13 protein-coding genes and 1 pseudogene are annotated in these 12,749 nt (G+C 60.1%); 8 read left to right on the top strand and 6 right to left on the bottom strand.

Going from position 1 to position 12,749, the window contains the following annotated elements; genetic code table 11:
• Positions 1-52 precede the first annotated feature (52 nt).
• Entirely contained in the window at positions 53-910 is an 858-nt protein-coding gene (locus tag FJ492_RS10895; RefSeq protein WP_140510065.1) for a LysR family transcriptional regulator, read from the top strand.
• Between the two features lie 89 nt (positions 911-999).
• A complete protein-coding gene (locus FJ492_RS10890; protein ID WP_140510063.1) occupies positions 1,000-2,079 on the top strand; it encodes a hybrid-cluster NAD(P)-dependent oxidoreductase in 1,080 nt (359 codons plus the stop codon).
• A 294-nt stretch (positions 2,080-2,373) separates the two neighbouring features.
• Here the strand turns inward: FJ492_RS10890 and FJ492_RS29455 are convergent, their stop codons facing one another.
• Positions 2,374-2,952, bottom strand: a complete 579-nt coding sequence (locus FJ492_RS29455; protein ID WP_140769891.1) for a low affinity iron permease family protein — start codon at positions 2,950-2,952, stop codon at positions 2,374-2,376.
• 160 nt (positions 2,953-3,112) lie between these two features.
• On the opposite strand from FJ492_RS29455, the gene FJ492_RS28705 reads away from it, so the two are divergent.
• Entirely contained in the window at positions 3,113-3,367 is a 255-nt protein-coding gene (locus FJ492_RS28705; protein WP_181165890.1) for a hypothetical protein, read from the top strand.
• Between the two features lie 387 nt (positions 3,368-3,754).
• Positions 3,755-3,976, top strand: coding sequence for a DUF768 domain-containing protein (locus FJ492_RS10875; protein WP_140747003.1), 222 nt, complete (start codon positions 3,755-3,757; stop codon positions 3,974-3,976).
• Between the two features lie 413 nt (positions 3,977-4,389).
• Here FJ492_RS10875 and FJ492_RS29560 read toward each other — a convergent pair.
• The 3 genes and pseudogenes from FJ492_RS29560 to FJ492_RS10860 all read right to left on the bottom strand — a co-directional run.
• Positions 4,390-4,585, bottom strand: a pseudogene (locus FJ492_RS29560) (hypothetical protein); the annotation flags it as partial.
• A 362-nt stretch (positions 4,586-4,947) separates the two neighbouring features.
• Positions 4,948-5,361, bottom strand: coding sequence for a hypothetical protein (locus FJ492_RS29145; RefSeq protein WP_246675989.1), 414 nt, complete (start codon positions 5,359-5,361; stop codon positions 4,948-4,950).
• A 396-nt stretch (positions 5,362-5,757) separates the two neighbouring features.
• The gene (locus FJ492_RS10860; protein ID WP_281405578.1) at positions 5,758-6,051 is read right to left on the bottom strand and encodes a helix-turn-helix transcriptional regulator; all 294 of its coding nucleotides are present in this window, start codon (positions 6,049-6,051) and stop codon (positions 5,758-5,760) included.
• A 593-nt stretch (positions 6,052-6,644) separates the two neighbouring features.
• Here FJ492_RS10860 and FJ492_RS10850 point away from each other — a divergent pair.
• The 4 genes from FJ492_RS10850 to FJ492_RS10835 all read left to right on the top strand — a co-directional run bounded on the left by FJ492_RS10850 (position 6,645) and on the right by FJ492_RS10835 (position 10,689).
• On the top strand, positions 6,645-7,760 hold the full coding sequence (locus tag FJ492_RS10850; RefSeq protein ID WP_140769889.1) for a PHB depolymerase family esterase: 1,116 nt from the start codon (positions 6,645-6,647) through the stop codon (positions 7,758-7,760).
• 518 nt (positions 7,761-8,278) lie between these two features.
• A complete protein-coding gene (locus tag FJ492_RS10845) occupies positions 8,279-9,454 on the top strand; it encodes a zinc-dependent alcohol dehydrogenase (RefSeq protein ID WP_140714600.1) in 1,176 nt (391 codons plus the stop codon).
• A 10-nt stretch (positions 9,455-9,464) separates the two neighbouring features.
• On the top strand, positions 9,465-10,013 hold the full coding sequence (locus FJ492_RS10840) for a hypothetical protein (protein ID WP_140747012.1): 549 nt from the start codon (positions 9,465-9,467) through the stop codon (positions 10,011-10,013).
• A 484-nt stretch (positions 10,014-10,497) separates the two neighbouring features.
• Positions 10,498-10,689, top strand: a complete 192-nt coding sequence (locus FJ492_RS10835) for a hypothetical protein (protein WP_140508170.1) — start codon at positions 10,498-10,500, stop codon at positions 10,687-10,689.
• A gap of 39 nt (positions 10,690-10,728) precedes the next feature.
• Here FJ492_RS10835 and FJ492_RS10830 read toward each other — a convergent pair whose 3' ends face one another.
• Positions 10,729-11,667: a sugar phosphate isomerase/epimerase gene (locus tag FJ492_RS10830; RefSeq protein WP_140508169.1), complete on the bottom strand. Its 939-nt coding sequence runs from the start codon at positions 11,665-11,667 to the stop codon at positions 10,729-10,731.
• 24 nt (positions 11,668-11,691) lie between these two features.
• Positions 11,692-12,684 carry an inositol 2-dehydrogenase gene (iolG, locus tag FJ492_RS10825; protein WP_140747015.1) on the bottom strand — a complete coding sequence of 331 codons (993 nt, stop codon included), beginning with the start codon at positions 12,682-12,684 and terminating at the stop codon, positions 11,692-11,694.
• Positions 12,685-12,749: the final 65 nt, after the last annotated feature.

Here is a 12,749-nt window from a genome sequence, read left to right as displayed (position 1 = left end):
AAGCCAATGATCTCTGGGTAATGATCGGGTTTTTCGATTGGGGGGTTTGTCCGTGCAGCTGGACCACATTGAGACGTTCCTGGACATCATCGAGTCCCGGAACTTCAACCGGACTGCCGACCGGCTCAACATTACGCAGTCGACGGTAAGCAGCCGGATCAAGAGCCTCGAAAGCGCGGTAGGATCGGAGCTCTTCCATCGTGGTCGCGCCGGCGCTGAACCGACCGCGGCGGGACGACGTTTCGAAGCCTACGCGCGGGCGATGCTGTCGACCTGGTCGCAGGCGCGTCACGACGTGCGCGCGTTCAACCGGTTCGAAGGAACCCTTCGCGTGGCCGCGCAGGTTGGCATGACACGCTCAGTGCTGCCTGGGTGGGTGGAGGCGCTCTGTCAAGCCCTTCCCAAAGCCTCGATCCATGTGGAATCCGACTACTCCAACCAGATGGTGACCGATCTCAGCATGGGAAATCTGGACATAGCCGTGCTCTACGCCCCCCGCTATCTTCCCGAAATTGCTTATGAGCACCTTATGGTCGAGGAGTATGTGATGGTCTCGACCTTTGCCAGGACGATGTCGGAGGTCGATCCCGACAGCTACATTCGGCCGGGCTACACCGTCGTCCTTGAGAAAACCCATTCCGAGCTGATCCCTTCGTTGGCAATTTCCCGCCTTTCCATGGGATCCGAGAGCCTGGCCGAAGCCATGCTGCGGCGAACCGGGGGGAGTTGTTACATGCGCAACGACGATGCCCGCAGGTTTACCGCCGAGTGCCCGTCCTTCCTGGTCGACGGCGCACCGACGCTCTACCAGCCCGTCCATACGGCCATGCTCGCCCGGCGCAAGCATGAGCCGATCATCCGCAAAGGGCTTCGTGCGCTGCAGCTGGCGGTGATGTCGCTCGAGACGTAGATCGAAATTCCCGATTAAAAAGCTGGGCTCAACCCACTGTTCCGGACAGCCTGCGGCTGCCATGTTTGGCGCGTCATTGAGAGCCAAACATGAACGCACATACTTCGTTTCCGGCTTCCGATTTTTTCGCACCGATGCGGCAGCGGCAATGGGCCGACGCATCGCCACAGGCAATGCTCTGCCGTGCGGTCATCGACGAGACGCACGACGTGAAGACCTTTGTGTTCTCGGCCGCCTCAGATTGCATGTTCTGCTTCAATGCGGGGCAATACGTGGTCCTTCACCTCGCGATCGATGGCGTTGTGGTGGCCCGGTCCTATTCCGTTTCGTCGCCACCAACACGTCCGCTCGACCTGCACATTACGGTCAAGCGGACACCAGGCGGGCTCGTTTCCAATTGGATCCACGAGAATCTGCGGGCGGGCGACGAAATCAAGATTGAAGGCCCGCGGGGCTCGTTCAAACTTGACGGCTTGCCAGGCGAAAAGCCTCTCTTTCTTGCGGGCGGCAGCGGGATCACGCCTCTTATGTCTATGCTGCGAACCCTGACGGACAGAGCTTCCGATCTGGACCTGTGCCTCATTTACAGTGCCCGGTCGCCGCGAGATCTCATTTTCAGGTCGGAACTCGATGCGCTCGCTGCCCGATTCCGCAACCTGAGCGTGACATGCGTCTGTTCCAGGGCAGATCCCTCCTGGGCAGGACCGACGGGCCGCATGGACGGCCCCTTGCTCCTGCGCCTGGTCCCCGATCTTCGCGAGCGCACGGTCTACGCCTGCGGCCCCGAACAGTACATGAAGGCGCTGCGAGACGGTCTTGGCCAGGCAGGCGTTGACCCCCGGGGTTATCATGAGGAGAGCTTCGGGGGCGCCCTGGGCGGTGCTGCTCCGGATGTGGCCTCTGCGGTTTCGTCCTCGGTCCATTTCGCCCGTTCCGGATTGGAGCATCGTTGCGCACCCGGAGAGACCCTGCTGGAGGCGGCGCGCAACTGTGGTGTCTATGTTCCGACCGGCTGTCAGCAGGGAATTTGCGGTGCGTGCCGGATTGCCAAGCTCTCGGGCGAAGTTGCGATGCAGGATCTTGGCGGACTTACGTCCGAAGAAAAGTCAGCGGGCTTTGTCCTGGCCTGTTGCAGCCGCGCTCAAGGCTCAGTTTTACTCGATCTTTGACTTCGGTTGAGATCTGAACGGGTGATTGCCGAATTGACCGAAAGCTGGTCACGCATGCGATTTCAGCTGAATTCCAGGCGTGAATTCCAAGAAGGGCAGACCCAAAGCTGTGTGGCTAGGTGCTCCGGGAACGGCGTTTGAGTGCCTGAGTCCGCATCAAAATTTTGGCCGGACTTCAGGGCGTCCGGTATTCGGTGGCGATGTCTGCTGCCAAGGAGTGGCAAAGCCGATCTGTGCGGCTGAGATGAGGGGCGCATACCAGCCATTCAGTAGCTGACCTCCGCCTGCCGGTGATCATCCAGTCCACGTTGTCGATCGGAGAACGGCCTGAATATGTTCTGCGAGCTCAAGTTCGCCCGCCTCGATCTGCAAAGATATCGGGCTCGCCAGCAGGAATTTATTCAACCCGTGAATGGGGAGCGGCTCTAGTGCCGTTTCTCTTCGGTGCCCCCAGGTGTTTTGAGCTTGCGGTTGGCGACATTTCTCTTCCTTGTCCCTCTTGCCTGCCGGTTCCGAGGATTGGGAGCGGGCAACTGCGGCCTCGCAGGTAGACCGGATCTCTTCGACCTCGGCCGCCGTTAAATGATCTATCCCGATGAAGCTGTTCTTGCCCGCACTCACGCGCACCAGTTCGTCAAGCTTTGCCTGTACCGCTGCCCCATCTCGATTCTGCGTATTCTGGATAAGGAAAACCATCAGGAAGGTGATGATCGTCGTCGAGGTGTTGATGATGAGCTGCCAGGTTTCCGAAAAACCGAGGAAAGGTCCCGAAAAGCCCCAGACCGCGATCAAAGCCATGCAAAGGATGAAGGTGATCGGACGACCTGCCCCGCGAGCGACAGCGTTAGCGATCCTTGCGAATGTCTTTTCCATTCAGCTCCCAAGCCATCACAAGAAACCCCGCCGAGCGGGGTTCCTTTGAACTCAATGGGCAGCCGCTTTTTTCTTAGTGGCCGATTTGGGCTGACCAGATCTACCCCTGGCCGCGGAGTCCTTTGAGTGGGCTGCCATAGCTGGGGCAGCTCCAGTCTTCTTGGCCGTGCTCGCCTTCGCAGTCGCTGCTTTCTTCGTCGCTGCCTTCTTAGCAGGCGCCTTTTTCGTGGCCTCCTCGTTCGAGGAGAAAATGCCGGTGATGCTGCCGATGATGGACACTGCGCTGCCCTCCGTTGAACTGGACCATCAATGCGCATCCGCCCGAAACGGTTCCATTAGACCAGCGTGGCTTGAGATCTGTGACCGCGCCGCATTGATCAATCTCTCGAACGGCGCCTGTGGCGAGGAAGAGTAGCGACCGTTCCCTTGGCTATTCGCGACATCTGCGGTAGCATCAAAACCCCTGGCAGCCGTAAGGTCACGATAACTGTTACAGCGCGAACAATTTGGGGGAGATGAGGTTGGAAAGCAGTCGCAATGCGCGATCCAACCAGTGGAGATCGTAAATATCCCGCTTTGATTCCGGTCGCCGGCGAGCGGGGACATTTCGGATAACAATGTTAGTCCAGCTACGATCCAGCATGATCCCGTTCAGCCAACATCGGATAGCATCCTTGTGGCCGCGGCACGTTTGCAGGCGGCGATCGACAAGCGAGCCGGCAACGATAGCACGGGACCCGAAGACCGCCGGCGCGCGTGGGGCACCAGCGGAACCTAATATCCCCGCGCGACTTGTGTCGGAATGAGCACGCGCGGCATCAAGTTCCTAAAACAATGGATCGCGAACAACGTCCCTGAGAACGCTACGGCGGACGTCATCTCGATTGATGAACTCACACACAAGCTGATCGCCGATGCCAAGGCGATCGGTATCAAGCGGGTAGAGATCGATGAGGATGTCGACAGCCTCTACCGCACGATCCTCGATGCTATAGTGCGTTTTGGTCCCGGTTTGACTGAGTAGCCGTACACTGCGCTTTTCGGTTCATGGGTCTTTGACTACTTCGGGCTTCAGCCGCTCATGCCTCGGCTGCTCGTGCCACATCGCCTGATGCAAATCGTGATGTCGACCGGCTGTCCGCAGATCTTGCACTATAGAAATGGTCGCCCTCGTCGGAGGGCTCGTGCGGCTTGCACTTGAGGGCGGCCCAAGGTGTGAAGGCTTTGCCATGGGGCAAGCAACATCCCGCCATGGTAAGAGTTCCGGAACTGTTTTAGCTAAAGCTGATGATTGACTAGGGGTTGGCAGCAGGGGGCCTACTTGGGATCGCCTGACCTCGATCCCCGTGAGACCCGCCGCTGGGCTTGAATGTGGAGTCAACCGGGAGGGCCAGAGTGGGTGTGGTCCTTGTCCCCTCATCCGTTGCCAGGACGTGATCCGCCTGATTTGGCAATCGCCTTGGAATTCAAGCTTGTGCCGAGCAGGAGAGTTACAGCCAGCGGCGAGACCGCAGCGAAACGCCCCGCCCTCTTAAGAAAAGTCCCGGCGCGCTTGAGATTCCGATACAAGGCCCTGGTCGAGTTCTTTTCGTAGCGGTTCGTGTTCTGGGTCGACATTTACAAGGCCTCCAATTCGACACCACCGTACCACTCGCAGTATCGGTCGCAGCAAGCATTCGACTTACATGGGTGCATGGAAAGAAGTAGAATACTTAAAGGAGAATTCGGCCCGCCAGTGCGGTGCATGATGCGCGTGGCTGCTGCGGAAAGCTTTTATCTTTCCGGACGGGAACAGCCGGACGCGCGACAAGTTCGGGCGAACGCAGCCGAGTCCCTTTGCTGCTGGCCAAGCGGGTAGGTTTGGCCGGCCCGCGCCTTTCTGCCAGGGCGCGGGCCAATTGCGTTGGGGCAAGATGCGGGTACGCGAAGCGTCCGGTGATTGGCGCTCGCGGCTGGCCCGGCCGGCGGCGTCTCATTTCCGTTTAGGAAACTGGATCACCTTCGCCTCGGGCTTCGCTCCAGCGGCTCATGGCCGGGCACTTCATGCCAGAAGACTTGGCCCAAATCGCGCTGATCGACGGGCTGACCGCATGCGGGACAGTTGTAGAAGTGATCGCCCTCGTTGGTGAGCTCAAGTCCGTGCACCTTGCCATGAATCGGAGGACCGAAGTCGGAGTGCTCACTCCATTCCAAGAGGTCTGGACGTTCGTCAGGTCCGACCAAGCTGTACTCATACGCGGTGGCTTTCTCTTCATCGACCACCCGGAACCAATGATCCTGCAGTGCTCTTGGCGACACTCTTTGTTGTCCGGCGGCGGCCTCGGCGGCTTTCATAGGATCGCTCTCCACGACAGTGCCAGACGACACGACTGTATTGCTGTAGATCTCTTCGACCTGATACTTCGTCATCGTCGCTGCATTCCGATGAGGTTGCAAAGTGGTAGCTTTGTTGCGTCGCGCATGCAGTATGCAGTTCCGGAACTCTTTTAGCTACAGCTAATTGACTGGCGGTTGGTGGCAAGGGGGCGCGAGGTGCCGCAGTATCGGGTGAGATCATGGCCGCCGGATCGGCTGTGTCTTCGAGCATGGTCATCGCACAGCTTCCCTTCAAAGCGGCAGGGGCACACATCGGCCAGCCTGTCAGGCGCCAGGAGGAAAGCTGGGTGCGTGTCACGGAGACCAAGGGCGAAAAGCGAACCTTCGCTTACGTTTGTCGGACGGCATGAGCGCTTCCGTGGCGGTCCCTTCCTTTAAAAATGCCAAGGTTCACCCTCACTTTTCCCTCATCGATATGTGGAGTTTTCTTCATTCCGCCGCGCGATTTGTCTGCCGGCGGCGCCACGTTCTATTGCCGGTCCGGCGACTAGTCTGCCCTTCAGAGCGCGCTAGTAATGGGCCCCCTTCGGCGGGAAAGACAATTCCGGCTCCTTCGAAAGCCAGGAGCAAGGCGGCGACAGTGCGGGGATGCGGTTTCCTTACCCCGTTCTCAAATTCGCTGATCGTCGCTTCGCTAAGATTGCACTTGGCGCCAAGCCGCACTCGCGACCAGTTCAATAGCGCTCTTGCTGCTCGCGACTGCTCTGCCGTCAGGTTTCGCACTTCATGGACCTCCTTGCCGACGAACAGCGGACCGTGCGGAAGGTTCCCGAAGTATTTCAGCGCGCGCTAACGGAACGGAAGCGGCTCTCAGCATGCCGGCGAGGGCCGATTGTCGTTTGTTCCGCCGTGCTCTTGATCGGGCGACGACTGGATCCACGCGATCAAGTATGACGGGTTCCGCACCCAGCTGATCCTCGATTGGGATGGCGCCCGGGCCGACACCAGGATCGGCAGCGACTGGTCGAAGCGCGAGGAAATCCGATAGTCGCGCTGCCTCGCCGGATAGTGATGCATCTTCTCGTTGGCAGAGTAGTAGCCGCGATCCGTTCGCAGCGCCTCAGAGGACAAGGTCACCAGCCCCCCGGACCGCTCTCTTCGCATGCGGCGAGCCGAGGATGGTTGCACATGACCTGAATGTGCCGTCATTACCGCGCCCGCTCCGGCCCCAAGGCGAGGTGTGTTCGCCAGAATGGATGCGCAGGAGAAAACCTGTTCGCAGAGGCAGGTATTTATGCTGCAGCGCAGCAACCAACTTGGAAAGGCGGCGTTCCGGTGTTTGATCTGCTTTGGATTTCACGCAAAAGGATGCCGACATGAGAAGTCTCACCGATACCGTCGCACGCTTGGCTGCTCGGCGAAAGCAAAGCAACTCGTTCGTGGCCGGTGACGTCGGAAGGGATCGATTTTCCGAACTTCAGGCGTTCGGGTCCAACCCAGGACGGTTGCGGGGCTGGACATACCGCCCCAAGGACCTGGCAGCGGATGCACCTCTGGTCGTTGCTCTCCATGGCTGCACGCAGTTGGCTGTGTCCTATGACCGCGGCGCGGGCTGGTCGAGGATGGCAGATCGCAAGGGCTTTGCCGTGCTCTATCCAGAACAGCAGCGTAGCAACAATGCCAATCTTTGTTTCAACTGGTTCGCCCCAGACGACACCCGAAGAGGCTCGGGTGAGGCACTTTCGATCCGGCAAATGATAGAGGCCGTAGTCATCGCAAACGATGTGGACCGGACTGGGATCTTCGTCACCGGACTTTCCGCTGGCGGGGCAATGGCCGCCGCGATGCTGGCCACTTATCCGGAAGTCTTTGCGGGCGGGGCCATCATAGCTGGTCTACCCTATGGCAGCGCCACTACCTTGCCGCAGGCATTCGACCGTATGCGAGGTCATGGCGGCCCAACCGCGAAGCAGTTGGCGTCGGCAGTCAAGCAGGCGTCCGGTCACTCCGGACCGTGGCCGAAGCTCTCCGTCTGGCATGGAAGCGCCGACACGACGGTCAGTCCCGTCAATTCCGACCAACTCGTCCGGCAATGGCTTGCACTTCATGGACAAAGCGAAGCTCAAGCCGACACCGCGGAGCGGCAGGGCTATCGCCGCGACGTTTGGAGGGATGCTACGAATCAGGAAGTCATCGAATCCTACCTCATCCCAGGTATGGCGCACGGGACACCTGTGGACTCGGCAGACGGCTTGAGTGACGGCGGACCTTTTATGATCGACACCGGCATATCATCCACTTCGCTTATCTCCCGGTTTTGGGGACTAGCCGGCACTGAGGGCCAGTCGCCAGACGCCCATCCATCGACGAGATCGGCGCGACACTCCCCTTTGGCGGTCGCGCACCCGCCGTTCCAGCCGCCGAGCGGCCCGGACGCCGGCCCTGGTCAGATTATCGAAGACGCTCTTCGCGCTGCCGGCTTAATGAAATAGAGTAACGGCCATACTTCAATCGGCACAACTTTTGTTTCAGGCCAGCCCCCGAGCCTCCCTATTCGAAAACGGGACCGTTACAGTAACGCGCGACTTTAGGCATCCTTGGCGTCGGGAGGTCAGGTGTGCCGGGAACGCTTTTGTTGAACTTTAAACCCTCCACTCCCGCAGGATCACACCCTGAAGCTGCTTCTGGACAATTGAATTGATCATGGTCGGGCCGAAGCTGGGCTCCCCGGTGGAAATCCAGATTATTATCCCAGGCTTCGCCACCGCAGTCTAAAGCCGCCATGAGCCTGCCAGCTGACTGCAAGCGGCCCAACGGGAACACTAGGCGATGATTTGGCGCAGGCGCCGGTCTCCGGCCGGCACAAGCGAAAGATTCGTCCTTGTCCCGGAACATAGAACGACCGTCGAGGTTGGACGGCAGCGGGCACAGTCGACCAACCGAACTGCAGCGGCTCGCTTCGGAGAGGCGTGAGGCCGCCATAAGGACCTGGCGAATAGAGGAGCGACCTATGCGAGCGTTGGTCTGGCACGGCAAGGAAGACATACGCTGCGACGAGGTTTCCGATCCCGAGATTGAGGATGAACGCGACGCGATCGTCAAGGTGACGAGTTGTGCGATCTGCGGCTCCGATCTCCATCTGTACCACAACTTTGTGCCGGCCATGCTGCCCGGCGACATCATGGGTCACGAGATGATGGGAGAAGTCGTCGAGATAGGCTCGGGGGTCAACGGCGCTCTCAAAAAGGGGGACCGCATCGTCGTACCCTTCACCATCATTTGCGGTCAGTGCGACCAGTGCAAGCGGCAGAATTTCTCCGTTTGCGAACGCACGAATCGCAAGAAGAACCTTGCCGAGAAGGTGTTCGGGCACGCGACGGCGGGATTGTTCGGCTACACCCATCTGACCGGCGGCTATCCCGGCGGACAGGCCGAGTATGTGCGGGTGCCGTTTGCCGACACGACGCACATCAAGGTGCCCGACACTCTGACCGACGAGCAGGCGCTTTTCCTCGGGGATATCCTCCCCACGGGATGGCAGGCAGCTGCCCAGTGCGACATAGAGCCCACCGATACGGTTGCCGTGTGGGGCTGCGGCCCTGTCGGGCAGATGGCGATCCGCAGCGCGCTACTGCTCGGTGCGGGGCAGGTCGTAGCCATAGATTACCTGCCGGAACGGCTTTCGATGGCCGCGGCAGGCGGCGCCATACCCGTCAACTTCGCTGAGGAGAGTGTCGTCGAACGGCTGAACGAGCTCACCAGCGGCAAGGGTCCGGAGAAGTGCATCGACTGCATTGGCATGGAAAGCCACGTTTCGCTCGCCCAGCCGGACACCGTTTACGACCGCGCAAAGCAGATGGTGCTGAGTGAAAACGACCGGCCGCACGTTCTGCGCGAAATGATCTACGTCTGCCGGCCGGCCGGCGTGATCTCGATCCCGGGTGTCTATAGCGGTCTGCTGGACAAAATTCCGATGGGGCAGGCAATGAACAAGGGGCTCACCTTCCGCATGGGACAGACGCATGTGAACCGCTGGACGGACGATCTGCTGCGCCGCATCGAGGAGGGTCAAATCGACCCGTCTTTCGTCATTACCCACACCGTGGGGCTCGACCAGGGGCCCGACATGTACCGGGTGTTCCGCAACAAGCAGGACAGTTGCATCAAGGTGGTACTGAAACCGTAGGAAAAACGTCATGAACTTGGTTGCAAAACTCACCAACATCAGCAGATTGCCTGGCGATCCCAAAGTGCTGAAGATCGGCCCGAGCGTGATCGGCGCGGCCGACAGCCTCGCGCGCAAGCTAGGCTGGCTCAGTATAGCGCTGGGCGTCTTCGAACTCGTAGCGGCAGACAGGGTTGCCGGCGCGCTCGGTATGAGTGGGAAGGAAAGCCTGATTCGGGCTTATGGGACTCGGGAAATCAGCAGCGGCATACTCTCGCTTTCGGTGGACAAGCCGGCGGGGATGTGGAGCCGGGTAGCGGGTGATGTACTGGACATCGCAACGCTATTGCCCGCGTTTCGGCATGAAAATCCGAAGCGCGGCAATGTGGGCCTTGCACTTGCCATAGTCGGCGGCGTGGCATTGCTCGACCTCGTCGGCGCGCAAGGCGTAACCACACGTCATTCTCGCGGCCACGTCAAACCGCGCGATTACAGCGATCGCACCGGCTTCCCGGGCGGCCTCGCCGCCGCCCGGCAAGCGGCCCGCGCGGGTCGTACTTCAGCAGCCGGGGCCGCCTGAACAGGTCGCGGCGCCAGGCGACGCGAGCCGGATGGCCGCGTGCGAGGTCCATCAGGATCGCGCGACGTGTTTCCTGCCTAGGCCAGGTTCTGGAAACCCGTCAGGGCGAGCCTCGCTTGGGCAACTCCGCCGCTTCCGCTACCTGTCTTTGCAGACATCTTCGGGAGCGCTCTGCCCAATCGGAGCCATCCCTGACCTCTGTCCGGTCGAGTTCGCGCTCGATTGTGTCCCGCGACCCTTCTGCAGGATCTTGCTCCAGGGCTGCGTCAGGGCCGTATCAATCTGGCCAGCGCGGCCCAAAGGACGATCGCGCCGCCCTACGCATGATGTCGGGTCCACTTCCAAATGAGCGCCAGCGCGAGTAACGCGCTGGTTGACAATGTTGGTTGGACGGCGCCAAGCCTCCAAGCTGCGACGGCGACTAGGCCATTGCTACACACCGTGTTGACCTCTGTGGCAGGCGCTTCATTCCGAGGAGCCGGAAATGGCGTTCACAGTGATCTGGTACGGACGGCAGGGCGTTTTTGACAAGGTGACCTTTGACGCTGAAAAGACGGCCAAAGATCACGCAATCGCCATGTTCCAGACCGAAGGGTTGACGACGGCGTCATATGCGTTGAAGTTCGCAAGGACAGCGGTACTGTCGTCTTCAGCCACGCCGAGAACTAGTCAGTAGGAGGCCGCTTCCGTGCCCGAACATAGGCAAGTTCCCGCTTTATGAAAGGTTGATTGCGACATTGCGCAGGAGCGCAACCGATTTTCGCATACCTTCCATCGGGGTCAGCATCATGTCCTCGTGCTCGATTGACAAGACATCGTCGTAGCCAACCTGCTTGAGCGCGGTACAGAACTGCCGCCACCAGGTCTCACCGTGACCGTATCCGAGTGTGATGTAATTCCAGGCCCGTTCGGCATAGAGGTTTGGTGGGCGCGGATCGAGCGTGCCGTCGATGGCCGCGGTGATTGGCTCGATTCGGGTATCCTTGGCGTGGACATAGTAGATGGCCGAGCCGAGCGTGCGGATGGCGGCAATCGGGTCCGCCCCCATCCACAGCGGATGACTAGGGTCATAGTTGGCGCCGACCGTTTCTCCGACAGCGTCACGCAGCTTGAACAATGTCTGGACATTGTACACGGACTGATGGCCATGCAGTTCCAGGCATAGTTTGTGGATGCCGAGGTTGTTTGAAAACGCGACGAGGTCGCGCCAGTAGGGAATTATCCGCTCTTCCCACTGATAGCGCTGGATCTTGAGGCATTCCGGCGGCCAATCGGTGATGATCCAGTTCGGGTTGGCGTCACCCGGCCCGCCCGGCAGGCCCGACATCATGACTACACGATCAATCTCCATCAGGCCGGCCAGCCGGATGGTGTCCTGTGTCACGCTATGGTGGACCTTGCCCTGCGGCCCCGGGTGCAGTGGATTGCCCGAGCAATTGAGCGCCGCAATCGTCAGCCCGTGATCCTGGACCTTGGCAACGAAGTCCTTGCGCGTGGCAGCGCTCGCCAGCATGGCCTGCAGGTCGATATGGGGCGCGGACGACCAGTTGCCGCAGGCGAACTCCAATGTCTGCAGTCCAAGCTCGGCCGAAGCGCGCAACATCTCGTCGAATGAGAGGTCGCCGAGACTGTCCGTAATCATCCCGATCTTCATCTGGAAGCTCCTCGTTCGATTGCACTAAAACCTGACGGTCTCGAACCTGCCCGACCTAGCGGAGGCAAGCGCGGCCTCGCACAGGATCATCGCTTTCCGGCCGTCGCTTGCCGAGACGTCGGGCCGTCGCCCTGTTTCGACGCAGATAATGAAATGATCGATCTCGGCGGCATAGGACTCGGCATAGCGCTCAACGAAAAAGTAATATGGTTTGTCGCGCGATATCGCCTTTGCGCCTGATATTTCGACCGATGTCGGCTCCCTGTTGCCGGCCCGCAGCATCCCATCCGCGCCATGCACCTCGATGCGCTGGTCATAGCCGTAGGCGGCCCTGACGCTGTTGTTGATGTGACATTGCCGGCCGGACGCCGTGCGCAGCACGAACATCGCGGTATCGTAGTCCCCCAGCTTGGCATATTGCGGCGCGACAAGTGACGACCCGGTCGCGAAGAGCTCCACCGGCTCCTCGCCCAACAGGTTTCGTGCCATGTCGAAGTCGTGGATGGTCATTTCCCGGAAGACGCCCCCTCCCCCTGCCAGCGCTTCCTCGGTTTCCGGTTCCGGATCCCGGCTGGTGATGATGACCTGTTCAATGGCGCCGATCTCGCCTTGCGCAAGGCGGGCCTTCAGCGCCCGAAAACTCGGGTCGAACCGACGGTTGAATCCGATCTGAAAGGGCACACCTGCCTTCTCGACAGCCGCCAGACATTGATCCGTGCGCTTGAGATCAAGATCGATTGGCTTTTCACAGAAGATCGCCTTGCCTCTGGCGGCCGCGGCCATGGCCAGGTCCGCATGCGTTCTCGTTGCCGAAGCAATGAACACCATGCGAACCGATGGGTCATTCATCACGGTCTGGGTGTCGGCGATTTCAGCTCCTGTCAGGGCAGAGACCTTCGCAGCGGCCTCGGTGTTCGGATCGACGATGTAGCGCAGGCGCACCCGGGGATGGCGCGCCAGGTTGGCTGCATGCACCTGGCCGATAAGGCCCGCTCCGAATAGACAGACATCGATCATGGGTTTGATTTCCCTGAAAGGCCGCGTGGTGTCGCGCGGCCTTGAACGTGGCCGGGACGGCGACT

Origin of the sequence: Mesorhizobium sp. B2-5-4 (genome assembly GCF_006441095.1) — a bacterium.
Lineage (GTDB): Bacteria > Pseudomonadota > Alphaproteobacteria > Rhizobiales > Rhizobiaceae > Mesorhizobium > Mesorhizobium salmacidum.
The sequence above is the reverse complement of the archived record's forward strand: the minus strand, read 5'-3'. Positions and strand labels throughout refer to the sequence as shown.